The organism is Enterobacter cloacae complex sp. Mu1197 (assembly GCF_040059225.1).
GTDB classification, from domain to species: domain Bacteria; phylum Pseudomonadota; class Gammaproteobacteria; order Enterobacterales; family Enterobacteriaceae; genus Enterobacter; species Enterobacter quasiroggenkampii.
This window is the reverse complement of sequence record NZ_CP157375.1, coordinates 1,372,373-1,395,146: the sequence shown is the minus strand read 5'-3', so window position 1 is coordinate 1,395,146 and position 22,774 is coordinate 1,372,373. Positions and strand designations below refer to the sequence as shown.

Annotated in this window: 21 protein-coding genes; 6 read left to right on the top strand and 15 right to left on the bottom strand. The window is 58.9% G+C overall.

The annotated features are described in order from the left end of the window. Window positions 1-17 precede the first annotated feature (17 nt). Entirely contained in the window at window positions 18-926 is a 909-nt protein-coding gene (yvcK, locus tag ABFV38_RS06600) for a uridine diphosphate-N-acetylglucosamine-binding protein YvcK (RefSeq protein ID WP_048026997.1), read from the top strand. 72 nt (window positions 927-998) lie between these two features. Here yvcK and uvrB read toward each other — a convergent pair whose 3' ends face one another. Continuing rightward, window positions 999-3,014, bottom strand: coding sequence for an excinuclease ABC subunit UvrB (gene uvrB, locus ABFV38_RS06595; protein WP_045909484.1), 2,016 nt, complete (start codon window positions 3,012-3,014; stop codon window positions 999-1,001). Between the two features lie 752 nt (window positions 3,015-3,766). Here uvrB and ABFV38_RS06590 point away from each other — a divergent pair. After that, the gene (locus tag ABFV38_RS06590) at window positions 3,767-4,489 is read left to right on the top strand and encodes an ATP-binding cassette domain-containing protein (protein ID WP_196364846.1); all 723 of its coding nucleotides are present in this window, start codon (window positions 3,767-3,769) and stop codon (window positions 4,487-4,489) included. On the opposite strand, the gene bioD is transcribed toward ABFV38_RS06590, so the two are convergent. The 4 genes from bioD to bioB are packed head-to-tail and all read right to left on the bottom strand — an operon-like array spanning window position 4,452 to window position 8,079. After that, window positions 4,452-5,153, bottom strand: a complete 702-nt coding sequence (gene bioD, locus ABFV38_RS06585; RefSeq protein ID WP_074180315.1) for a dethiobiotin synthase — start codon at window positions 5,151-5,153, stop codon at window positions 4,452-4,454. The two genes, ABFV38_RS06590 and bioD, sit on opposite strands and share 38 nt — an antisense overlap. Then, the gene (bioC, locus tag ABFV38_RS06580; protein WP_348958875.1) at window positions 5,146-5,901 is read right to left on the bottom strand and encodes a malonyl-ACP O-methyltransferase BioC; all 756 of its coding nucleotides are present in this window, start codon (window positions 5,899-5,901) and stop codon (window positions 5,146-5,148) included. Before bioC ends, bioD begins: the two co-directional genes overlap by 8 nt. Continuing rightward, on the bottom strand, window positions 5,885-7,042 hold the full coding sequence (bioF, locus tag ABFV38_RS06575; RefSeq protein WP_348958874.1) for an 8-amino-7-oxononanoate synthase: 1,158 nt from the start codon (window positions 7,040-7,042) through the stop codon (window positions 5,885-5,887). The genes bioC and bioF overlap by 17 nt, the downstream gene beginning before the upstream one ends. After that, window positions 7,039-8,079 carry a biotin synthase BioB gene (gene bioB, locus ABFV38_RS06570; RefSeq protein ID WP_348958872.1) on the bottom strand — a complete coding sequence of 347 codons (1,041 nt, stop codon included), beginning with the start codon at window positions 8,077-8,079 and terminating at the stop codon, window positions 7,039-7,041. The genes bioF and bioB overlap by 4 nt, the downstream gene beginning before the upstream one ends. 68 nt (window positions 8,080-8,147) lie before the next feature. Between bioB and bioA the strand changes: the two genes are divergently transcribed. Together bioA and ABFV38_RS06560 are read left to right on the top strand one after the other, a co-directional pair. Beyond that, window positions 8,148-9,455: an adenosylmethionine--8-amino-7-oxononanoate transaminase gene (gene bioA / locus ABFV38_RS06565; protein ID WP_348958870.1), complete on the top strand. Its 1,308-nt coding sequence runs from the start codon at window positions 8,148-8,150 to the stop codon at window positions 9,453-9,455. 48 nt (window positions 9,456-9,503) lie between these two features. After that, window positions 9,504-9,980, top strand: coding sequence for a kinase inhibitor (locus ABFV38_RS06560; protein ID WP_008501131.1), 477 nt, complete (start codon window positions 9,504-9,506; stop codon window positions 9,978-9,980). 85 nt (window positions 9,981-10,065) lie between these two features. Here the strand turns inward: ABFV38_RS06560 and hutH are convergent, their stop codons facing one another. From hutH to hutI, 5 genes are all read right to left on the bottom strand, one after another. Next, on the bottom strand, window positions 10,066-11,586 hold the full coding sequence (gene hutH, locus ABFV38_RS06555; RefSeq protein ID WP_248240142.1) for a histidine ammonia-lyase: 1,521 nt from the start codon (window positions 11,584-11,586) through the stop codon (window positions 10,066-10,068). After that, window positions 11,583-13,271, bottom strand: a complete 1,689-nt coding sequence (hutU, locus tag ABFV38_RS06550; RefSeq protein WP_348958868.1) for a urocanate hydratase — start codon at window positions 13,269-13,271, stop codon at window positions 11,583-11,585. Before hutU ends, hutH begins: the two co-directional genes overlap by 4 nt. Window positions 13,272-13,397: 126 nt before the next feature. Then, window positions 13,398-14,132, bottom strand: a complete 735-nt coding sequence (locus ABFV38_RS06545) for a histidine utilization repressor (protein ID WP_045909476.1) — start codon at window positions 14,130-14,132, stop codon at window positions 13,398-13,400. Window positions 14,133-14,151: 19 nt separating this feature from the next. Next, a complete protein-coding gene (gene hutG, locus ABFV38_RS06540) occupies window positions 14,152-15,090 on the bottom strand; it encodes a formimidoylglutamase (RefSeq protein ID WP_348958866.1) in 939 nt (312 codons plus the stop codon). Next, window positions 15,087-16,310: an imidazolonepropionase gene (gene hutI, locus ABFV38_RS06535; protein WP_348958864.1), complete on the bottom strand. Its 1,224-nt coding sequence runs from the start codon at window positions 16,308-16,310 to the stop codon at window positions 15,087-15,089. The genes hutG and hutI overlap by 4 nt, the downstream gene beginning before the upstream one ends. Window positions 16,311-16,534: 224 nt before the next feature. Between hutI and ABFV38_RS06530 the strand changes: the two genes are divergently transcribed. After that, window positions 16,535-17,818: a putative acyl-CoA thioester hydrolase gene (locus tag ABFV38_RS06530; protein WP_348958862.1), complete on the top strand. Its 1,284-nt coding sequence runs from the start codon at window positions 16,535-16,537 to the stop codon at window positions 17,816-17,818. A 123-nt stretch (window positions 17,819-17,941) separates the two neighbouring features. Here ABFV38_RS06530 and pgl read toward each other — a convergent pair whose 3' ends face one another. Further along, window positions 17,942-18,937, bottom strand: a complete 996-nt coding sequence (gene pgl, locus ABFV38_RS06525; protein ID WP_235404790.1) for a 6-phosphogluconolactonase — start codon at window positions 18,935-18,937, stop codon at window positions 17,942-17,944. A gap of 140 nt (window positions 18,938-19,077) precedes the next feature. Here pgl and ABFV38_RS06520 point away from each other — a divergent pair, with 140 nt between their 5' ends. Next, window positions 19,078-19,896, top strand: coding sequence for a pyridoxal phosphatase (locus tag ABFV38_RS06520; RefSeq protein ID WP_348958860.1), 819 nt, complete (start codon window positions 19,078-19,080; stop codon window positions 19,894-19,896). Here the strand turns inward: ABFV38_RS06520 and modC are convergent, their stop codons facing one another. From modC to ABFV38_RS06500, 4 genes are all read right to left on the bottom strand, one after another. Beyond that, window positions 19,897-20,955, bottom strand: a complete 1,059-nt coding sequence (gene modC / locus ABFV38_RS06515; protein WP_167212242.1) for a molybdenum ABC transporter ATP-binding protein ModC — start codon at window positions 20,953-20,955, stop codon at window positions 19,897-19,899. A 2-nt stretch (window positions 20,956-20,957) separates the two neighbouring features. Next, window positions 20,958-21,647, bottom strand: coding sequence for a molybdate ABC transporter permease subunit (modB, locus tag ABFV38_RS06510; protein ID WP_045909470.1), 690 nt, complete (start codon window positions 21,645-21,647; stop codon window positions 20,958-20,960). Beyond that, window positions 21,647-22,420, bottom strand: coding sequence for a molybdate ABC transporter substrate-binding protein (modA, locus tag ABFV38_RS06505; protein ID WP_235404791.1), 774 nt, complete (start codon window positions 22,418-22,420; stop codon window positions 21,647-21,649). The genes modB and modA overlap by 1 nt, the downstream gene beginning before the upstream one ends. A gap of 178 nt (window positions 22,421-22,598) precedes the next feature. Beyond that, a complete protein-coding gene (locus tag ABFV38_RS06500) occupies window positions 22,599-22,748 on the bottom strand; it encodes an AcrZ family multidrug efflux pump-associated protein (RefSeq protein ID WP_008501118.1) in 150 nt (49 codons plus the stop codon). Window positions 22,749-22,774 lie beyond the last annotated feature (26 nt).

Sequence of the window (22,774 nt, the reverse complement as noted above, 5' to 3'; positions counted from 1 at the left end):
CGTGATAAGGAATACGTATGCGCAATCGCACTTTTGCGGATCTTGACCGAGTGGTCGCTCTTGGCGGAGGCCACGGCCTGGGCCGCGTCATGTCTTCATTGTCGTCACTCGGCTCAAGGCTGACAGGGATAGTGACCACCACCGACAACGGCGGCTCAACCGGGCGGATCAGACGTGCCGAAGGCGGCATTGCCTGGGGCGATATGCGCAACTGCCTGAACCAGTTAATTACCGAGCCGAGCGTCGCGTCGGCGATGTTTGAGTACCGTTTTGGCGGTAATGGCGAACTTTCCGGACATAACCTCGGAAATCTGATGTTAAAGGCGCTGGATCACCTGAGCGTAAGACCTCTCGAAGCCATCAATCTGATCCGTAATCTGCTCAAAGTGGACGCATTTCTGATCCCCATGTCTGAACAACCGGTTGACTTGATGGCTATCGACGCCGAAGGGCATGAAGTTTACGGCGAGGTGAATATTGACCAGCTTCTGCTGCCGCCCAAAGAGCTGATGACTTACCCGAGCGTGCCGGCGACGCGTGAAGCCGTAGAAGCAATTGGCGACGCGGATTTAATTCTGATCGGCCCGGGCAGCTTTTACACCAGCCTGATGCCGATCCTGCTGGTGAAAGAGCTGGCGCAGGCGCTGCGCCGCACCCCGGCGCCAATGGTTTACATTGGTAACCTCGGGCGTGAACTGAGCCCGGCAGCCGCAAGCCTGTCGCTGGCGGATAAACTCAATTTGATGGAGCATTACGTCGGTAAGAAGATCATTGACGGCGTGGTGGTGGGGCCGAAGGTGGATGTATCCGGTATCGGCGATCGTCTGGTGGTGCAGGAGCCGCTGGAGGCCTCAGACATCAAGTATCGCCACGACCGCCATCTGCTGCGCGAGGCGCTGGAGAAGGCGATTCAGGCGCTGGGTTAGATTCGTTTTGTGCGGCCTGATGCCCTCACCCCAGCCCTCTCCCACGGGGAGAGGGAGAAAACAACGCTTTACTCACGATGCCGCGATAAACAGATCTCGCAGCTGATGAAGCTGGTCGCGGATCTGCGCCGCCTCTTCGAACTCCAGGTTCTGCGCATGCTGCATCATCTGCCCTTCCAGCTCGTGGATTTTCTGCTGCAGCGCTTTTGGCGTCAGCACGACGGTATCTTCTTCCACCACTGAACGCGCCTTGCCGCGGCCTTTCGCTTTGGTTTTGGCGATGTTCTGACCCAGCGCCAGAATATCCACCACCTTCTTGTTCAGCCCCTGCGGGGTAATGCCGTGTTCTTCGTTGTAACGCTGCTGTTTCTCGCGGCGGCGCTCCGTCTCACCAATCGCCTTCGCCATCGACGGGGTAATTTTGTCACCGTACAAAATCGCTTTACCGTTGACGTTACGCGCGGCGCGGCCAATGGTCTGAATCAGCGAACGCTCGGAACGCAGGAAGCCCTCTTTGTCCGCATCCAGAATCGCCACCAGCGAGACCTCCGGCATATCGAGACCTTCTCGCAGCAGGTTAATCCCTACCAGCACGTCAAACTCACCCAGACGCAGGTCGCGGATAATCTCCATGCGCTCCACGGTATCGATATCCGAGTGCAGATAACGCACCTTTTCACCGTGCTCTTCAAGATACTCGGTCAGGTCTTCCGCCATACGCTTGGTGAGCGTGGTCACCAGCACGCGCTCGTTGATGGCGGAACGGGCGCGGATCTCAGAGAGCAGGTCGTCCACCTGCGTGGCCACCGGACGCACCTCGATAACCGGATCCAGCAGCCCGGTCGGACGTACCACCTGGTCAACCACCTCATCGCCCGATTTTTCCAGCTCATAGTTGCCCGGCGTGGCCGAGACGTAGATGGTTTGCGGCGCCAGCGCCTCAAACTCTTCAAACTTCATCGGACGGTTATCCAGCGCTGACGGCAGGCGGAAACCGTACTCCACCAGCGTCTCCTTACGCGCCCGATCGCCACGGTACATCCCGCCGATCTGCGGGATCGTGACGTGGGATTCGTCGATCACCAGCAAACCGTCGGCCGGAAGGTAATCAAACAGCGTCGGCGGCGGCTCGCCCGGCCCGCGCCCTGAGAGGAAGCGGGAGTAGTTTTCAATGCCGGAGCAGTAGCCCAGCTCGTTCATCATCTCCAGGTCGAACTGGGTACGCTGACTCAGGCGCTGCTCTTCCAGCAGCTTATTGTTCGCCAGCAGCACCTTACGGCGCTCGGCCAGCTCCACTTTGATCTCTTCCATCGCCTGCACGATACGCTCGCGCGGCGTCACGTAGTGCGTTTTCGGGTAGATGGTGAAGCGCTGGATCACCGACTCAACGTGTCCGGTCAGCGGGTCGAAGAGCGACAGGCGTTCGACCTCCTCGTCAAACAGCTCGACGCGCAGCGCCATATCGTCCGATTCTGCCGGGAAGATGTCGATCACTTCACCGCGCACGCGGAAGGTGCCGCGCTGGAAGGCCTGGTCATTGCGGGTGTACTGCAGCTCCGCCAGGCGACGCAAAATCGCGCGCTGGTCGATGATCATCCCCTGCGTCAGGTGCAACATCATCTTGAGATAGAGATCCGGATCGCCCAGGCCGTAGATCGCGGAAACCGAGGCAACGACGATCACATCGCGACGCTCCAGAAGCGCCTTAGTGGCCGACAGTCGCATCTGCTCGATGTGTTCGTTCACCGAGGCATCTTTCTCAATGAAGGTGTCAGAGCTCGGCACATAGGCTTCAGGCTGGTAGTAATCGTAGTAGGAGACGAAATACTCTACCGCATTTTCCGGGAAGAACTCTTTCATCTCGCCGTAAAGCTGCGCCGCCAGGGTTTTATTGGGCGCCAGCACCATCGTTGGGCGCTGGAGATCCGCAATCACGTTGGCAATGGTAAATGTTTTACCCGAGCCGGTTACCCCCAGCAGCGTCTGGTGCGCCAGCCCATCCTCCAGCCCCTCTTCCAGACGACGGATCGCCTCAGGCTGATCGCCAGATGGACGGAAAGCAGAATTCAATTTGAACGGTTTACTCATGGGCGACAACCTGATGACGTTATAAGCGGCAGGTGAGTAATTTTACTCCTTGTTGCCAGGAATGCCAGTAAAAAACACTGGATGAAAAACCAGTAGCATGTCAGGATATTTAGAGTAGCGCCTGAATGATTAGCGCGATAGCGACCAAAATTTGGACTGTGACAACATAAAACACCAGTCAGGTCAGGTTATCCCCAGAACTTTTTCTTTTTTAACATTTGTCAAGCCAGGTAATGATAGTTTTGTGGCAACCGGTGACACTTTCATGACGGGAATTGCTTTTATCTAAGCAATTAAAAACTAAACGATATTTTCTAAAGCCGCGTTTCGCGTCAATTTGGGCGTAAGCCGCGTCTTCTCTCGCTTATCGCGTGTTTTCTAACTCTAATGCACATGGTTATCCACAGGAATAGTGGATAACTGCTTCCAGCCCATACAGACTGGCGCTCCGCAAATTCCCGGATTTTCCCACGAGACGGCGGCAAAAAATTTTTATAGCTATTTTTTGCTGATTAACAGTTGCGTCATTCATAACCAACCGATGCGATCTTGCTCACATTTTCACCCTTTCAGGCTCTGCACCACAACTCACCACCGCCAGCACCGTCGATGTGCAAGCCCGGTTTTTATCCGCCGCGCTTCCGTGACTTATTCCTAAAAAAGTCGCTTTTTTAACCACTTTCCGCTTTATGGCAGGGGTTTTGCAGATTCATCCACGAGCCACACCTACACACATTTTTAAGGAGAGAAAGATGTTGAGTCTGCGTGCAGTGAATCAGTTTTACGGAAGTCAACATACGCTATGGAATGTGGATTTAGATTTTCCGCAAGGGATGTGTACAGGCGTCGTTGGCCTGCCGGGGATGGGGAAAACCACCCTCATGAATTGCATCGCCGGAAAAGTGCCCGTCGAAAGCGGCAGCATCATCTGGTATGAGGCGGGCGCGCCGCCGCGTGATTTGCTCCACCCGCCGTCAGAACAGCGCTCCGGGCCGGGGATTGGCTATGTCTCGCAGGACAGGCGGATCTTCTCTCAGCTAACGATTGAGGAGAACCTGCATATCGCCATGCGGGCGACGGGGAAACCTAACCCGGAGGCGAAAAATGACGTTTACGACCTGTTTCCGGCGCTCTATGGGGTGCGGCAAACCCGCGCTAACACGCTCTCTCCGGACGACCAGTATCAGCTGGCGCTGGCTAATGCGCTGGTAAACCGCCCTCACCTGCTGATACTGGATGAACCCCTGCACGGCGCGGGGCACAGCGTTGCCCAGAAGCTTGTGCAGCTGCTGGGGCGATTAAACCGGGAGCTGGGTATGACGGTGCTGTTAGCGGAGCAACAGCTGTCGTTTATCCGCCGGGTGGCGGACCGTTTCTGTATGCTCTATCGCGGGCGTAACGTGGCGCAGGGCCACGTTACCGAACTGGATGATGAGCTTATCGCTCACTGGATGTCGCGGGAAGCAAAACGCTGAGATCGAGATAACGTCCGGTTTCGGCATTTTCCGCGCCGTCAGCAAGCCAGGGGATCTCCCCAAGGCACGGCGCGGGCAGGACGCGCCTGAGCGTCGCCAGATACTCCAGGTGTCGTTTACCCGGCGCAACCACGTCGTTGGCTATCCAGCCCGCCAGACGCAGTCCGGCCTGCTGTATGGCCTGCGCAGTTAACATGGCGTGATTGATGCAGCCCAGCTTGACGCCGACGACAAGAATGACCGGAAGCTGCTCGGCCTGCACCCAGTCAGCAAACGTCTGCGTGTCAGAAAGCGGCGTAAACCAGCCGCCAGCCCCTTCTACCAGCACCCAGTCGGCCTGATTTTCCAGCGTCCTCAATCCGGCAGACAGCACGGCGAAATCAATCGGACGACCTTCATCGGCGCTGATAATGTGCGGCGAGGTCGGCTCGGCAAAGGTGTACGGATTCACCGCGGAATAGGCGAGTTCACGCGTGCTGTTACGCTGGAGCGCCAGCGCGTCGGTGTTGCGTAACCCTTCCGCCGTCATCTCGCTGCCGGACGCCACGGGCTTATACCCGGCGGTGTTTTTCCCGAGCAGCCGTGCCGCCTGCAGCAGCGCCGAGCTGGCCACCGTTTTGCCCACTTCTGTGTCCGTGCCGGTGACAAAATAACGTTCAGTCACGTTCGATAATCCCATGAAAAAGTTGATAGGAGAGCGGGAATTGACCCCGCTGCTGCGGCCAGGCCAGCTCAAGGCGCTGCAGCTGACCGCGGGTGAGCGGCTTTTTCTCGCGTCCGGTATGCAGGTGCGTAGCGCCTATGCCCTTCAGCGAACGCATGGCGCTGAACGCATCGCTAAAATTGAGCGTGATGGTCTGCACCACGCTGCGAGCGCGCCAGCCTGCCAGCGCCTGCGTCACCTGATCATGCGATAAAAACCGGTTAGCGTGCGGCTGTTCATCGACTGCCTGCCAGGCCTGATTCAGCTCCGGCAGCGAACTTTCCAGCAGGGTGGTAAACGCCACCTTCCCGCCCGGTCGCGCCACGCGATAAAGCTCGCGCAAGGCCTGCGGCAGGCTGCTGCACCACTGAACCGCCAGATGGCTCCAGACCAGATCAAACTGCGCATCTGCCAGCGGGATCGTCTCGATATCGGCCAGCAGATAACGATCTGCAGCCTGCCGCTGGCGCGCCTCTTCCAGCATCTGTGCTGAGAGATCGATAGCCGTCACCTGGCTCCCCGCTCCGCGCCAGTAGCGGCTGTTGCTGCCGGGACCACACCCGGCGTCCAGCACCTGGGGAAAACGGTTCTCGCCAAGCGCGGCCAGAAGCCCCTGCGCGCTCAGACGCTGCAGCTCATCATGCTGCGAATAGCTCTGCGCGGCGCGGCCGAATGCCGCCGCGATGGCCTGCTTATTCACCGGCATCATGGAGCGCCTCCAGCAACGTCTCAATATCCTGTCGTTCATGCGCCGCCGTCAGGGTTAAGCGCAGCCGCGCCGTGCCCGGTGGTACTGTTGGCGGGCGGATGGCGGTCACCCACATGCCGCGCTGGCGCAGCGCCTGTGCCAGAGCCAGCGCGCGGGCATTTTCATCGACAATCACCGGCTGGATAGCGCTCTGCGAATCGGTGCTGCGGAAGGGCAGCGCCGCGAGTCCCTGACGGAAGCGGGCGATATGCTCTGCCAGCCGCTGGCGACGCTCATCCCCTTCCGCGCTGCGGATGACTGCCAGCGACGCTGACAGCGCCACGGCCTGCGCCGGAGGCATGCTGGTGCTGTAAATCAGGTGGCGGGCAAATTGCAGCAGATAGTCGGCGATAGATTCGCTGCACAGCACGGCGGCGCCGCTGACGCCAAAGCCTTTGCCGAAGGTGACAATCAGCAGTTCCGGCTTCACGTTTTGCTGATACGCGCTTCCGCGTCCTTCGTCGCCCATCACGCCAGTGCCGTGGGCATCGTCGACCAGCAGCCAGGCATGCTGCCGCTTTGCGGCCTCGTGCAGCGCGGCAAGCGGCGCGCTGTCGCCGTCCATGCTGAACACCCCTTCCGTGACCGCCAGCTGTTGTCCTTCGCAGGGTTTATCCAGCAGCGCAGCGAGCTGTCCAGCATCGTTATGGGCAAAACGCCGCAGCTGCGCCGGGCTTAAATTTGCCGCCTCCAGCAGGGAGGCGTGGCTCAGGCGGTCGGCGACAATGCGGTCCGCCTTCCCCATCAGGGCCGTGATGACCGCCTGGTTGGCGGCAAAGCCGGAGATAAACAGCAGCGCGCGCGGGTAGCCGAGCCAGTCAGCCAGTTCCTCTTCCAGCGCCTGATGCGCCGTGGTGTATCCGCTGACGTGTCCCGATCCGCCGCTGCCCACGCCAAACCGCTCCGCGCCCTGCTGCCAGGCGCGGATAATGGCCGGATGCTGGCTCAGCCCGAGATAGTCGTTGCTGGAGAAATTGCAGAACCGCTGGCCTTCACGGGTAAGAAAACGACCCGCGCCGTTTTCCACCACCCTGCGAACGCGAAATGCCTCTGCCGCCCGACGGTCGTCGAGCGCAGAGTTGATCCGTGCCTGCCAGGTCATACGGCTGCCGCGTTGTAGAACTGGTCGGTGTCGGCGTTGAAAATCTGCTGCTCCAGTTGCTGCTGTTGCTCGTTATCGCCCGTCAGCACCTCGGTCTGATGCGGGTTCAGCCCCAGCTTGCGGAACAGCTGAACGTCTTTGTCCTCTTCCGGGTTCGGCGTGGTCAGCAGCTTGCAGCCGTAGAAGATGGAGTTGGCGCCGGCCATAAAGCACATCGCCTGGGTCTGCTCGTTCATCTGCTCGCGGCCCGCTGAGAGGCGAACGTAAGACGTTGGCATCATGATGCGCGCCACCGCGATGGTGCGGATAAAATCAAACGCATCCACATCCTCGTTATCCGCCAGCGGCGTGCCCTTGACCTTCACCAGCATGTTGATCGGCACGCTTTCCGGCGGGGTCGGCAGGTTCGCCAGCTGCAGCAGCAGGCCCGCGCGGTCTTTCACCGTTTCGCCTAAGCCCACGATGCCGCCGGAGCAGACCTTGATCCCCGCATCACGCACTTTATCCAGCGTATCCAGACGCTCCTGGTAGGTACGCGTGGTGATGATATTGCCGTAAAATTCCGGCGAGGTGTCGAGGTTGTGGTTGTAGTAATCCAGCCCCGCGGCCGAGAGGCGCTGCGCCTGCTCTTCGTTGAGCGTACCGAGGGTCATACAGGCTTCGAGGCCCATCTCCTTCACGCCCTTCACCATCTGCTCCAGGTACGGCATGTCGCGATCGTGCGGGTTCTTCCACGCCGCGCCCATGCAGAAGCGGGTTGATCCAGCGTTTTTCGCCTTGCGCGCGGAGTCAAGGACCTGCTCCACTTCCATCAGGCGCTCTGACTCCAGACCGGTTTTGTAGCGCGCACTCTGCGGGCAATATTTGCAGTCTTCAGGGCAGGCGCCGGTCTTGATCGACAGCAGCGTGCTGACCTGAACATGGCGGGGATCGAAATGCTGACGATGCACCTGTTGGGCTTTGAACATCAGCTCAAGGAAAGGTTTGTTGAATAATTCAGTAACTTGCGACATCGTCCAGCGTGCGTGGTGAGCCATCGGGCTTCTCCAAAGGGTTTTGTTAATTTTCGGTTCGGTTTATACTCGTAAACCTAAAACTTTTCAAAATGGTTTACAAGTCGATTATGACCCAGGACGATCTCGCCTTCGACAAGCAGCATATCTGGCACCCTTACACCTCCACGACCCGCCCCCTTCCCGTCTATCCGGTGGCCTCCGCCCACGGCTGCGAGCTGCACCTCGCCAGCGGCGAGCGGCTCGTTGACGGGATGTCCTCCTGGTGGGCGGCGATTCATGGGTACAACCACCCGCGCCTGAATGCGGCGATGAAGGCCCAGATTGAACAGATGTCGCACGTGATGTTTGGCGGGATCACCCATCAGCCCGCGGTGGATTTATGCCGCCGTCTGGTGGCGATGACGCCTGACTCGCTGGAGTGCGTGTTCCTGGCGGATTCCGGCTCCGTGGCGGTGGAAGTGGCGATGAAAATGGCGCTGCAGTACTGGCACGCCAAAGGCGAATCGCGCCAGCGTTTCCTCACCTTCCGCAACGGCTATCACGGGGATACATTCGGGGCGATGTCGGTGTGCGATCCGGATAACTCCATGCACAGCCTGTGGAAGGGGTATCTGCCGGAAAACCTGTTCGCCCCTGCGCCGCAGAGCCGCTTCGACGGCGAGTGGAACGAGATGGACATGGTCGGCTTCGCGCGGCTGATGGCGGCACATCGTCACGAGATTGCTGCCGTCATTCTTGAACCGATCGTGCAGGGCGCGGGCGGAATGCGGATGTACCATCCGGAATGGCTGAGGCGTATTCGCAGAATGTGCGACCGCGAGGGCATTCTGCTGATTGCCGATGAGATCGCCACCGGCTTTGGCCGCACCGGCAAGCTGTTTGCCTGCGAACATGCGGGTATCGCCCCGGATATTCTGTGCCTCGGTAAAGCGCTGACGGGCGGCACCATGACGCTCTCCGCCACGCTCACGACCCGCCAGGTCGCCGACACCATCAGCGACGGCGAAGCAGGCTGTTTTATGCACGGCCCGACGTTTATGGGCAACCCCCTGGCCTGCGCCGTGGCGAGTGAAAGCCTTGCGATTCTGGCGAGCGGCGAGTGGCAGACGCAGGTTGCGGCGATTGAAGCGCAGCTGAAAGCGGAGCTGAGCGCCGCCTCGGGGGCGAATTTCGTGGCGGACGTGCGAGTGCTGGGTGCCATCGGGGTGATTGAAACCACCCATCCGGTGAATATGGAGGCGCTGCAGCGTTTCTTCGTGGATCAGGGCGTGTGGATACGGCCTTTCGGCAAGCTTATCTACCTGATGCCGCCGTACAGCATTACGCCGGAGCAACTGCGTAAATTAACCGACGCGGTCGTAACAGCCGTTAACATTCCCGCGCATTTCACGATTTAACCCTATGCATTACACTTGCTGAACGAGCGATCAACGAGGGTAAACCGTATGAAAATCATCAGTAAAGATCTGCGCGACGGTGAAAAACTGCCGGAACGTCACGTTTTTAACGGCATGGGGTATCAGGGAGACAATATCTCCCCGCACCTGGCGTGGGACGAGGTTCCGGCAGGCACCAAAAGCTTTGTCGTGACCTGCTACGACCCGGATGCGCCAACTGGCTCCGGCTGGTGGCACTGGATTGTGGCGAACCTGCCTGCCGACACGCGCGTACTACCGCAGGGTTCCGGTTCAGACCTGGTTGCTCTGCCTGAAGGTGCCATTCAGACGCGCACTGACTTTGGTAAAGCGGGCTACGGCGGCGCGGCGCCGCCAAAAGGGGAAACCCACCGCTATATCTTCACGGTGCACGCGCTGGATGTGGAGAAGATTGAGGTCGATGAAGGCGCGAGCGGCGCAATGGTCGGGTTTAACGTGCATTTCCATTCCTTGGGGAGCGCATCGATTACAGCGATGTATTCCTGAAAAAAGCCGGGTGGCGGCTACGCCTTACCCGGCCTGGATTTTGCACGCGTAGGCCCGGTAAGCGCAGCGCCACCGGGCAAAAAAATCACAGCACCGAAGGTAACAGTCCTACCAGCCGCCCTTTTTCCAGAAGCTGCATCGCCTTATCGATATCCGGGGCAAAGAAGCGGTCATCGTCGTAATGGGTGACGTGCTCCCGCAGTACCTGACGCGCCTGCTCCAGCAGCGGGCTGGATTTGAGCCCCTCACGCAGATCGATACCCTGACTTGCCGCCAGCCATTCCACCGCCAGCACGCCGCGGGTGTTGGAGGCCATTTCCCAGAGACGACGCCCGGCAGCCGGTGCCATCGAAACGTGATCTTCCTGATTCGCCGAGGTTGGCAGGCTGTCCACGCTGTGCGGATGCGACAGCGCCTTGTTCTCGCTTGCCAGCGCTGCGGCCGTCACCTGAGCAATCATAAAGCCTGAATTGACCCCGCCGTTACGCACCAGGAACGGTGGCAGCTGGGACATGTGTTTATCCATCATCAGCGCGATGCGGCGCTCGGACAACGCGCCGACTTCGGCAATCGCCAGTGCGATATTATCCGCCGCCATTGCCACAGGCTCGGCGTGGAAGTTACCGCCGGAGACCACCTCGTTTTCCTGGGCGAACACCAGCGGGTTATCGGACACCGCGTTGGCCTCCACCAGCAGCACCTCCGCCGCCTGGCGCAGCTGCGTCAGGCACGCGCCCATCACCTGCGGCTGGCAGCGCAGGGAATACGGATCCTGCACCTTTTCACAGTTGTGGTGTGAATCCGCGATCTCGCTGGTGTCGGTAAGCACGTGACGGTACATCGCGGCAGCATCGATCTGCCCGCGCTGACCGCGCACCTCGTGGATGCGGGCATCGAACGGGCGACGCGAACCCAGCACCGCTTCGGTAGTCAGCGCACCGCACACCACCGCCGAGGCAAACAGATCTTCCGCTTCAAACAGGCCGCGCAGCGCGAAGGCGGTCGACGCCTGGGTGCCGTTCAGCAGCGCCAGCCCCTCTTTCGCCGCCAGCGTGATCGGCGTTAAGCCAGCCTTTTTCAGCGCCTCTTTCGCCGGAAGCCACTCGCCCTGCCAGCGCGCTTTGCCTTCACCCAGCAGCAGCAGCGACATGTGCGCCAGCGGTGCGAGATCGCCGGAGGCCCCGACGGAACCCTTCGCCGGGATCCACGGATAGACTTCCGCATTAACCAGCGCCATCAGCGCCTGGATCACGCTCAGGCGGATGCCGGAGAAACCGCGCGCCAGGCTGTTGATTTTGAGCACCATCATCAGACGGACAATCTCATCGTCAAGCGGCTGGCCGACGCCCGCCGCGTGCGACAGCACCAGAGAACGCTGCAGGTTTTCCAGATCGTGTGTCGCGATGCGGGTCTGCGCCAGCAGCCCAAAGCCGGTATTAATCCCGTAAGCCGTGCGCCCTTCGGCAACGATGGCTTCAACGCAGGCCACGCTGTCGTTAATGGCGGCGTGGGCGCTTTCATCCAGCGAAAGGGTGACCGGCTGACGCCAGACGTTACGCAGCTGTTTGAGCGTCAGTGAGCCGGGAGTGAGGGTTAATGCGTTCATTCATGCTTTCCTTGTGTGGCAGGGATCATCGGCAGGTTAAGGCCCTGCTCTTTGGCACAGTCAATGGCAATCTCGTAACCCGCATCCGCGTGACGCATCACGCCGGTGGCCGGGTCGTTGTGGAGCACGTGAGCGATACGCGCGGCGGCTTCATCCGTTCCGTCACAGACAATAACCATCCCGGAATGCTGGGAGAAGCCCATCCCCACGCCGCCGCCGTGGTGCAGCGACACCCAGGTCGCGCCGCTGGCGGTATTCAGCAGGGCGTTCAGCAATGGCCAGTCGGACACCGCATCCGAGCCGTCGCGCATGGCTTCGGTTTCGCGGTTCGGGCTGGCGACGGAGCCGGAGTCCAGGTGGTCGCGGCCAATCACAATCGGCGCGGAAACTTCACCGCTGCGCACCATTTCGTTAAAGGCGAGGCCGAGTTTTTGACGCCACTCCAGCCCTACCCAGCAGATACGCGCTGGCAGACCCTGGAAGTTAATGCGCTCGCGGGCCATGTCCAGCCAGTGGTGCAGGTGTTCGTCATCGGCGACGATCTCCTTCACTTTGGCGTCGGTTTTGTAGATATCTTCCGGATCACCGGACAGGGCAACCCAGCGGAACGGACCGATACCGCGGCAGAACAGCGGGCGGATATAGGCCGGAACGAAGCCGGGGAAATCGAAGGCGTTATTCACGCCCATCTCTTTCGCCATCTGGCGAATGTTGTTGCCGTAATCAAAGGTCGGAATACCCATCTGGCTGAAGGTCAGCATGGCGGAGACGTGCTCGGCCATGGAGCGTTTCGCGGCAAGCACCGTGCCTTCCGGATCGGTTTCCGCTTTTTGCTGGTAGACTTCCCACGTCCAGCCTTTTGGCAGGTAACCGTGCAGCGGGTCATGGGCGCTGGTCTGGTCGGTGACCAGATCCGGGCGCACGCCGCGGGCGACGAGTTCAGGAAGAATGTCCGCCGCGTTGCCGCACAGGGCAATCGACACCGCTTTGCCTTCGGACGTGTATTTTTTGATGCGCGCCAGCGCGTCATCGAGATTCTCGGCCTGTTCATCGACGTAGCGGGTGCGCAGTCGGAAATCAATGCGGCTCTGCTGGCACTCAATGTTCAGGGAACATGCTCCGGCCAGCGTGGCGGCCAGCGGCTGCGCGCCGCCCATGCCGCCCAGACCGGCGGTCAATACCCAGCGGCCTTTCAGCGAGCCGTTATAGTGCTGGCGACCGGCTTCCACGAAGGTTTCGTAGGTGCCCTGCACGATCCCCTGGCTGCCGATGTAGATCCAGCTCCCGGCGGTCATCTGGCCATACATCGCCAGCCCTTTCGCGTCCAGTTCGTTGAAGTGTTCCCACGTTGCCCAGTGCGGCACGAGGTTAGAGTTGGCGATCAGCACGCGCGGGGCGTTTTTGTGCGTTTTAAACACGCCCACCGGCTTGCCGGACTGCACCAGCAGGGTTTCGTCGTGTTCGAGTTCGGTCAGGGATTTTACAATTGCGTCATAGCATTCCCAGTTGCGCGCGGCGCGGCCTATGCCGCCGTAAACCACCAGCTCGTGGGGGTTTTCCGCCACCTCCGGATCGAGGTTGTTCATCAACATGCGCAGCGGGGCTTCGGTGAGCCAGCTTTTGGCGGTAAGGGTGGTGCCGCGCGCGGCGCGGACGTCCTGCTGGCGGTATTTACCTGACGACATTGTGTGCTCCTATACGGGACAGATGATGCATTTAGATATACTTGTATAGACAAGCACACACAAGGTCGGATTTAACAAAAAAGATACAATTTTGTTATATTGCGTTAGCGATCACGCTTATAAAACTTATGACATAAAGTGGCCCTGCAGCCGGTAACGGTTACCCGGGAAAAGCAGCCGGGCATGCGACACAATGTGCGACGAGGACCAGGTTCGACGGCGGATCAGCAGGCACGGGTCGTGCTCTTTAATGCGCAGCCGCTCGCACTCCTGCGGCGTGGCGCGCACGGCTTCCACAATGTGCTCCCCTTCCGTCAGCGGTGCGACAAGCGAAAGATAGGCATGCGGCGTGGTGTGGGTGTAATCCTGGTTCAGATAGTCCGGTATCCGTTCGGCGTTAACGCAGCGATCTTCAATCTGCACCGGAATGTCGTTTTCGAAATGCACCATCACGGAGTGGAAGATGCGGCTTCCCTCTTTGACATTCAGCTCTACCGCCTGCTCGGCGCTGGCCTGGGTCTCTTCGAGCACCAGCACCTCACAGCGGTGCTGATGATTACGCGCGGCAATTTCGTCCGCAATACTGCGGATTTCAAACAGGGCGGATTGCCCTTTCGGTTCCGCCACAAACGTCCCAACGCCCTGCAAACGCACCAGAAGCCCTTCGTCGGTCAGCTCGCGCAGCGCGCGGTTGACGGTCATCCGGCTAAAGCCAAACTGCGCCACCAGATCGGCCTCCGAGGGAATGCGGTCGTGCGGCCGCCAGACGCCGGTGGCGATTTTTTCGCTGATCGCCTGCTTCACCTTTTCGTAGAAAGGTGCGGGAGAGCTCGACTGCGGCAGGGGTGAGCGTGAAAACATCGTGACTCCTTGAATAGTGTTATGCCCACCAGTGAGCAATTTGCCAGGCCAGGCGGGCGGCGAGCTTAGCGCCCTGCCCGTCCCGATCGTACTGTGGGTTAAACTCTACCAGATCGGCGGCCTGGAGCTTACCGCTACGGCAGATATGTTCGATGACGGGGAGGAGATCCAGTGCCGGAATGCCTAACGCAGCCGGAGCGGAAACGGCAGGCATCTCGCTGGCGGGCAGGACGTCCAGATCGATCGTCAGGTAAACGCGATCGGCCTGCGCCAGCATACTTTCCAGCGCGGACAGTGCATCGCGCCTGAAATGGAGATCCTCCACCAGCGTGACGTTCAGGCGTTCGGCCTCATCCCACAGCGCCTGCGTGTTTGCCGCCCGGCTCACGCCAAAGCAGGCGTACTGAAATGCCCGCCCGCGCTCATCGCAGTAGTGCGCCAGCTGGCGAAACGGCGTGCCGGACGTCGCCCGCTCGGCCTTGCGCAGATCGAGATGGGCATCAAGGTTGATGATGACAACCCGCTCGTTCGGGAAGGCGTCCAGCACGCCGCGACCGTGCGCCCACGCGGTTTCGTGTCCGCCGCCAAAGACCAGCGTGCGCATCCCGGAGCGCTGGCAGGCTGTCACGGCATCGCTTAACGTCTGCTGTGCCGCCTCAAGCTCGTCACCTTCAACGTAAACCGAGCCCATATCCGCCAGCCGATCGTGTCCCTGATGGCTGGCCATATTCGCCAGCGCCTTTCGCAGCATATCTGGCGCCTGCACGGCGCCGGGCCTGCCCTGATTGCGTTTTACGCCTGCATCACATTCAAAGCCTATCAGCGCAATGCCGGATGATAGCGGCGTGAACGCTCCCTGCTGCCGTATCGTCTGGAAAATGCGCGTTGCGTTGCTGGCCTCGGCGCTGTCGTCGCGCCCCTGCCAGACCGTTTCGGCTACGGGCCGCCATAACCTCATACTTCCTCCCCACGGAAAATACGTTGATACAGCGGATTGCGTCCCGGCTCGTAGACCATCTCTACCGGATGGTGTGCATCCCAGACGATGAAATCAGCGACAAACCCGGCCCGCAGCTGTCCGTGGGTTTCCCCGCGGCCCAGCGCCTGTGCGGCATGCCGCGTGACGCCAGCCCAGGCCTCTTCAGGCGTCAGGCCAAACTGAACGCAGGCCATGTTCATCGCCAGGTGCAGGCTGGCAAACGGGCTGGTACCGGGGTTATAGTCGGTAGCGACCGCCATCGGCACGCCCTGTTTTCTGAGCTGTTCAACCGGCGGACGCTGGCGCTCCTGCAGAAAATAGAACGCGCCCGGCAACAGGACCGCAACCGTGCCGCTTTGCGCCATCGCCTGAACGCCTGCATCGTCAAGATACTCGATATGATCGGCGGAGAGTCCCTTATACCGGCTGACCAGCGCCGCACCGCCCTGATTCGACAGCTGCTCGACGTGCCCTTTCACCGGAATACCGAGCGCGGTCGCCGCCTTAAAGAGGCGCTCGGTTTGCGACGGGGTAAAGCCGACGTTTTCACAGAACACGTCTACTGATTCGTATAACTCTTTTTGCCACAGCGTGGGCAATACCTGCTCACAGACCAGCGTGAGGTACGCATCCGGATCCTGTCGGTATTCCGGCGGAACCGCATGAGCTGCCAGCAGCGTTGGGCTGATATCAACCGGATTATTGAGGCTCAGCTGGCGTGCGACCTGCAGCATCTTCTCTTCGGCCTCGGCGTTGAGACCGTATCCGGATTTGATTTCAACCGTGGTGACACCTTCATTCATCAGACGCTGAAGCCGCTGCTGCGCCAGCTTAAGCAGGGTTTCGGGCGAGCTGCTGCGCGTCGCCGTCACGGTAGCGTTAATCCCGCCCCCCTGGGCGCTGATGGTTTGATAAGAGACACCGTTCAGACGCTGCTCCCACTCCGCCGCGCGATCGCCGCCAAACACCAGGTGGGTATGGCAGTCAATCAGGCCCGGCGTGACCAGACGTCCCTGAAGATCGACACAGTGACGGTGTCCGGCCGGAATGTCAGATTCAGGGATCACGGCCAGAAGGGTGTGGCCGCGTACGACCAGGGCGTGTTGCTCTTTCAGTCCATAGGGCGCACAGACGTCCGGCGCCATCGTAGCCAGTCGCGCATTTCGCCATATCACATCGTCGGGATGAATCTGCTGCATGGGCATTCCACTTGTCATAGGTTGTATAGACATTTATTTTCATCTGTTGTCTGCTGTCAACCGACTTTGCGGAAAATGTTATTTATTTGTGATCACTTACCCGCCGTCCCTGGGCTAAAAATGCAACTTTTACCCTTTTTATCTTCCCGTTTCGCTCAACTTAGTATAAAAAAGCAGGCTATTTCGTCTATCCCGTAAAGACTTGCATACCCAGGAGCTTCACCTTGAACATTTCCAGGATTTCCCGTCTGGCGTTAGCACTCGCCTTTAGCGTGACATTATCCGCATGCAGTTCAACCCCACCGGATCAGCGGCCTTCTGAGCAGGTCGCGCCCGGTACGGCCTCCCGCCCGATTTTGTCTGCTGATGAAGCGAAGAACTTCGACCGTGCGCACTACTTCTCGTCGATGGATCCTAACGCTGCGCCGTGGACCCCGTCTTCGATTAACCTGCCGAAACAGCCTGACTTCGTGGTTGGCCCGGCGGGTGCGCAGGGCGTAACGCATACCTCGATTCAGGCTGCGGTAGATGCTGCCATCACGAAACACAGCGCGTCTCGCCAGTACATCGCGATCCTGCCAGGTGAATATGAAGGCACCGTCTATGTTCCGGCGGCACCGGGCAGCATTACGCTTTACGGTCTGGGCGAAAAAGCGATCGACGTAAAAATTGGCCTGGCGATTGATTCCGAAATCGACAGCAACACCTGGCGTCACCTGGTGAACCCAGCCGGTAAATATATGCCGGGTAAACCGGCGTGGTACATGTTTGATAACTGCCAGAGCAAGCGTGCCGCCACCATTGGCGTGATGTGCTCAGCGGTGTTCTGGTCCCAGAATAACGGTCTGCAGCTGCAGAACCTGACCATCCAGAATACCCTGGGTGACAGCGTTGACGCCGGTAACCACCAGGCCGTCGCGCTGCGCAGCGATGGCGATAAAGTGCAGATTAACAACGTCAACATCCTGGGTCGTCAGAACACCTTCTTCGTGACCAACAGCGGTGTACAGAACACGCTGCAGAATAACCGTCTGACCCGTACGCTGGTGACCAACAGCTACGTTGAAGGTGATGTGGATCTGGTGTCCGGCCGCGGCGCGGTGGTATTTGATAACACCGATTTCCGCGTGGTGAACTCACGCACTCAGCAGGAAGGTTACGTGTTTGCTCCGGCAACCCAGTCGAACCTCTTCTTCGGCTTCCTGGCCGTGAACAGCCGCTTTAACGCTGCCAGTGACGGCGTGGCGCAGCTGGGACGCTCCCTGGACGTGGACGCTGCGACCAACGGTCAGGTTGTGATCCGTGACAGCGTGATCAACGAAGGCTTCAACATGGCGAAGCCGTGGGCGGATGCGGCAATCTCCAAACGTCCGTTCTCCGGCAATACCGGTGCGGTGGACGATAAAGGGAACGTGCAGCGTAACCTGAACGACGCTAACTTCAACCGCATGTGGGAGTACAACAACCGCGGTCTGGGTAGCAAAGTGGTTGCTGAGCCGAAGCAGTAAGCAGTCCTTTTGCCGGGTGGCGGCTTCGCCTTACCCGGCCTACAGGTTATGTAGGCCCGGTAAACGCGGTGCCACCGGGCATAAAAAAACCTCGCATTCGCGAGGTTTTTTGTTTTAAGCCGCTTAGTGAGCGTTAACCACCACCCACATCGGCCCCTGGCCTACGGCGTAGCGCCCTTTCTCTTCCAGCAGACCCTGCTCGCCTTTAATTTCATACAGCGCGATATGGTGGGATTTCTGCCCCGCCGCAATCAGGTATTTGCCGCTGTGATCGATATTAAAGCCGCGCGGCTGGGTTTCCGTCGGCTGGAAGCCTTCAACCGCCAGCACGCTGCCGTCTTCGGAAACGCTAAACACGGTAATCAGGCTGGAGGTACGGTCACAGGCGTACAGATGACGGCCATCTGGCGTAATGTGGATATCTGCCGCCCAGCGGGTGTCGGAGAAATCAGACGGCATCATGTCCAGCGTCTGCACGCACTCAATCTGACCGTTTGGATCTTTCAGTTCCCATACGTCCACAGAGCTGTTCAGTTCGTTAACCACGTAGGCGTACTGCTGGTTCGGATGGAAGACCATATGACGAGGACCTGCGCCTTCTACCGTCGTGACTTCAGCTGGATTCTGCGCCACCAGGTGACCATCGTCGCTCAGGGTGAACAGGCAGATACGATCCTGCTTCAGCGCAGGCACCCACAGCGTGCGGTTATCCGGAGAGATATTCGCCGAGTGGCAGCCTTCAAGCCCTTCCACCACATCCACGGTTTCAACCGGAATGCCATCTTCAAGACGGGTTACGCTGACGCAACCCGCGTTATAAGAGCCGCTGAAGACAAAGTTGCCTTTACGATCGGTTGAGATATGGGTTGGGCTGCCCGGCAACGGGGCTTCGGCAGTGTAAGTCAGCGCGCCGTCGTCCGGAGAGATGCGATAGGTCAGCACGCGAAACTCCGGGCGCACACCCACGTACAAGAAACGTTTATCCGGGCTGATAACCATCGGTTGCACCTGACCTGGCACATCAACAACCTGAACCAGCGTGAGTGTCCCTTCGGTATTTAAACGCCAGACGTGGATCTGCTGGCTTTCAGGACTGGCGGTATAAACGGTTTGTTTCATGAATATTCACTCCTCACTGCGCATGAAAGTAGTTAACTTTTGACGGTGAATGCTGAATTGTCGACAGGAGTTTTGAAGCGTTCGCCTCTCGGTGTACCATCCCATCAAAACGTAAATTCAATATTAACCCGGAAAAACAAATGACCTCGCGTGTGATTGCTCTGGATTTAGACGGTACCTTACTGACGCCGCAAAAAACCCTTCTCCCCTCTTCTCTGGAAGCGCTTAAACGCGCACAGGAAGCGGGATATCAACTCCTTATCGTAACGGGTCGACATCACGTTGCCATTCACCCTTTTTATCAGGCACTGGCGTTAGATACACCTGCAATTTGTTGTAATGGCACTTATTTGTATGATTATCAGGCAAAAAAGGTTTTAGCCTCCGACCCGCTGCCGGTTCCCCAGGCGCTGCAACTGATTGATCTGCTGGATGAGCATGCCATTCACGGCCTGATGTACGTGGATAACGCGATGGTGTACGAGCGCCCAACCGGCCATGTGGTGCGCACCAGCAACTGGGCGTTGTCCCTGCCTGAAGCGCAGCGTCCGGTCTTTACTCAGGTAACTTCCCTGCGTCAGGCAGCCCAGGACGTTGAGGCTATCTGGAAATTTGCCCTGACGGATGAAGACACCACTAAACTGAATGCCTTCGCGAAACACGTGGAACAGACGCTGGGTCTGGAGTGCGAATGGTCCTGGCACGATCAGGTGGATATTGCCCGCAAAGGCAACAGCAAAGGCAAGCGTCTGACGCAGTATGTGGAATCGCAGGGCTGGTCAATGCAGGACGCGATCGCCTTCGGCGACAACTACAACGACATCAGCATGCTCGAAGCCGTCGGTACGGGCGTGGCGATGGGCAATGCCGACGACGCGGTAAAAGCGCGCGCTAACGTGGTGATTGGCAACAACACCACCGACAGCATCGCGCAGTACATTTATACCCACCTGCTGTAATCAGGCGGTGATCGAGACGCTCTTGATTTGCGCGTAGAGCCACAGGCCAGGTTTGATCCCTAACTCATCCCTGGCCCACGGGCTGATGCGTGCCCAGAGCGTTCTGCTTCCCACCTCGAGCTTCACTTCCACCTGGCCGTTATCATCAAAACATTCCGCCACTTTGGCGCGCAGGATATTTCGAATACTGGTTTGCAGCGGCGGCTGCAGCACCAGCGAAACGTCCGACGCCTGAATACGAATACGCAGCGCGGACTGTAATGGCTTGTCGATCTTATTGACCCACAGGTGCTGATCGCCCAGCGCCAGCGCCGTCATCGCGTAGTGCGGGTGGTGTTCCAGCACGCTCACTTTCAGGATGCTGCTCTGCTGTTCCCGGGGCAGCCAGGGGTGCATCACGCTGCTGCCCCAGACCTCTTCCAGGTTGCCGAAGGCCTTGACGCTGCCCTCTTCCAGCACCAGCACTTTGTCGGCCAGATGCAGGATCTCATCCAGCGAATGGCTGACGTAGAGCATCGGAATATTAATTTCCCGCGTCAGGCGCTGTAGATAAGGCAGGAGCTCACGTTTGCGCGGAATATCCAGCGAGGCCAGCGGTTCGTCGAGCAGCAGCAGTTCGGGTGCGGTCAGCAACGCGCGGCCAATGGCCACGCGCTGTTTTTCTCCGCCGGAAAGCGAGGATGGCAGCCTGTCGAGCAGTGGCTCAATGCCTAAAAGCGTCACCAGTTTATCAAACTGCCCGGTCATGCTTTTCGCCATGCCGTAACGCAGGTTGCCGCGCACGCTGTAGTGCGGGAATAAGCGCGCGTCCTGGAAAACATAGCCAATGCGGCGTTTATCCGGCGACAGATACACCTTGTTTTCCACGTCATTCAGAACGCGGTTATTCAATACAATCCGTCCTGACTGCGGGCGCGTCAGGCCGCTGATGGCATTTATCAGCGATGTTTTTCCCGCCCCCGACACGCCGAAAATGGCGGTGATACCGCTTGCAGGCAGCGTCTCGTTAAGCGTCAGGGTATGGTTTCCCAGCGTCTGAGTGAAATTCAGTTCCAGCATGCTTATTTCCCCATCCGCTCACGGCTGAGCCGCGCCAGCCATTCCGACACCAGCAGCGATACCAGGGCTAATACGATTGAGATAATACAGAGCCGCGCCGCCGCGCCCTCTCCGCCCGGCGTTTGAATCAGGGTATACATGGCCGATGGAATGGTTCGCGTCTCGCCGGGAATGTTCGAGACAAAGGTGATTGTCGCGCCAAACTCGCCCAGCGAGCGGGCGAAGGCCAGTACCGTCCCGACAATAATGCCGGGTAACGTCAGGGGAAGCGTGATGGTGAAAAAGACGCGCCAGCGCCCAGCACCCAGCGTACGCGCCGCCTGTTCGAGCTTCATGTCCACGCCTTCCAGCGCGAGACGGATCGCCCTCACCATCAGCGGAAATGACATTACCGCTGCCGCCAGTACCGCACCGCGCCAGCTAAAAGCGAACGTCAGCCCAAACCAGTCGTAGAGCTTCTCGCCGATAAAACCGCGCCGCCCCATCGAAACCAGCAGCAGATAACCGACCACCACGGGCGGCAACACGAGCGGAAGATGAAGCACGCTGTCGAGCAGCGCTTTGCCGGGAAACTGACAGCGAACCAGTAACCAGGCAAAGAAGATCCCAAAGGGCAAACTCAGCGCAACCGCTAGGGAAGAGACTTTAAGGCTCAGCAGAACAGCCTGCCATTCAGGATCGGTCAATATCATCAGTGAGTCGTAAATCCGTAACGTTTAAAGATTGCGGACGCTTCAGGCCCCTTCAGATAATCGCGGAAAGCCGTCACGGTCGCATTTTTATGTCCATCAACAATCGCAACAGGATATTCCACTTTCTTGTGGGAGTCTTCCGGGAACGTTGCCACCACTTTCACACCCTTACTGGCGACGGCATCAGAGCCATACACAATGCCCAGCGGGGCTTCGTTGCGTTCCACCAGCGCCAGCGCGCCGCGGACATCTTCCGCCGGAGCCAGCTTCGGCGACAATGTCTCCCACGCGCCCAGCTTTTGCAGCGCTTCTTTGGCGTAGATCCCGGCCGGAACGTGCTCCGGATCGCCCACCGCCAGACGCCCGCCGTTCAGCAGACTTATCCAGTGGGTCTCTTTGTTGATGGTGAAGTCAGCCTGGGTGCTGGCTTTTGGTGCCACGACAACCAGGCTATTCCCCAGCAGCGTTTCGCGGGTTGCCGCATCAATCGCTTTCTTCTCCACCGCGTAATCCATCCACTTCTGGTCAGCCGAGATGAACAGATCCGCCGGTGCGCCCGCTTCTATCTGGCGCGCCAGCGTCGAGGAAGAGGCAAACGAGGAGACAACCTCGACGTTTTTCTCTTTTTTATACGCCGCCGCGATATCCTGCAGCGCGTTGGTCAGCGACGCCGCCGCAAAAACCGTGATTTTACCCTCGTCCGCCAGCGCGTGGCCGGTAAGTGAAAGCGTCAGCGTTGCCCCTGCGAAAAGGCGTACCCAGGTACGTGCCATTTTTAACTCCTGTGAGTAGCGTTATATACACATTAATATAACGGTAACATCAGGGAGATCCCAGCGTTAAATCGTACCGCTGAAGAGGTAAACCGGTGTGATACGTTAAATATTATCGGCGAAAACGGGAAAATCTTGAGAGCAAAACGCCCGGGCAAGCCGGGCGTTTTGGGGGGAATCAATGCTGCTTTTTAGCCTGGTCTCTGTGACCAATGTTCGAAAAGACGTTGAACACTTCACCCAGGCCGTAGATGGCACCGAGGATGATGGCCATCACTACTGGTACCATGATCACGGCGAATACCAGACTTTTCAACAACTCTAACATGGTTTTCTCCAGATATTGTGAATAGC

What these genes read in the sequence shown, in the direction of transcription:
- yvcK (WP_048026997.1), top strand. Translation starts at nt 18, where the DNA reads ATGCGCAATCGCACTTTTGCGGATCTTGACCGAGTGGTCGCTCTTGGC.
- uvrB (WP_045909484.1), bottom strand. Translation starts at nt 3,014, where the DNA reads ATGAGTAAACCGTTCAAATTGAATTCTGCTTTCCGTCCATCTGGCGAT.
- ABFV38_RS06590 (WP_196364846.1), top strand. Translation starts at nt 3,767, where the DNA reads ATGTTGAGTCTGCGTGCAGTGAATCAGTTTTACGGAAGTCAACATACG.
- bioC (WP_348958875.1), bottom strand. Translation starts at nt 5,901, where the DNA reads ATGATGCCGGTGAATAAGCAGGCCATCGCGGCGGCATTCGGCCGCGCC.
- bioF (WP_348958874.1), bottom strand. Translation starts at nt 7,042, where the DNA reads ATGACCTGGCAGGCACGGATCAACTCTGCGCTCGACGACCGTCGGGCG.
- bioB (WP_348958872.1), bottom strand. Translation starts at nt 8,079, where the DNA reads ATGGCTCACCACGCACGCTGGACGATGTCGCAAGTTACTGAATTATTC.
- bioA (WP_348958870.1), top strand. Translation starts at nt 8,148, where the DNA reads ATGGTTTACAAGTCGATTATGACCCAGGACGATCTCGCCTTCGACAAG.
- ABFV38_RS06560 (WP_008501131.1), top strand. Translation starts at nt 9,504, where the DNA reads ATGAAAATCATCAGTAAAGATCTGCGCGACGGTGAAAAACTGCCGGAA.
- hutH (WP_248240142.1), bottom strand. Translation starts at nt 11,586, where the DNA reads ATGAACGCATTAACCCTCACTCCCGGCTCACTGACGCTCAAACAGCTG.
- hutU (WP_348958868.1), bottom strand. Translation starts at nt 13,271, where the DNA reads ATGTCGTCAGGTAAATACCGCCAGCAGGACGTCCGCGCCGCGCGCGGC.
- ABFV38_RS06545 (WP_045909476.1), bottom strand. Translation starts at nt 14,132, where the DNA reads ATGTTTTCACGCTCACCCCTGCCGCAGTCGAGCTCTCCCGCACCTTTC.
- hutG (WP_348958866.1), bottom strand. Translation starts at nt 15,090, where the DNA reads ATGAGGTTATGGCGGCCCGTAGCCGAAACGGTCTGGCAGGGGCGCGAC.
- hutI (WP_348958864.1), bottom strand. Translation starts at nt 16,310, where the DNA reads ATGCAGCAGATTCATCCCGACGATGTGATATGGCGAAATGCGCGACTG.
- pgl (WP_235404790.1), bottom strand. Translation starts at nt 18,937, where the DNA reads ATGAAACAAACCGTTTATACCGCCAGTCCTGAAAGCCAGCAGATCCAC.
- ABFV38_RS06520 (WP_348958860.1), top strand. Translation starts at nt 19,078, where the DNA reads ATGACCTCGCGTGTGATTGCTCTGGATTTAGACGGTACCTTACTGACG.
- modC (WP_167212242.1), bottom strand. Translation starts at nt 20,955, where the DNA reads ATGCTGGAACTGAATTTCACTCAGACGCTGGGAAACCATACCCTGACG.
- modB (WP_045909470.1), bottom strand. Translation starts at nt 21,647, where the DNA reads ATGATATTGACCGATCCTGAATGGCAGGCTGTTCTGCTGAGCCTTAAA.
- modA (WP_235404791.1), bottom strand. Translation starts at nt 22,420, where the DNA reads ATGGCACGTACCTGGGTACGCCTTTTCGCAGGGGCAACGCTGACGCTT.
- ABFV38_RS06500 (WP_008501118.1), bottom strand. Translation starts at nt 22,748, where the DNA reads ATGTTAGAGTTGTTGAAAAGTCTGGTATTCGCCGTGATCATGGTACCA.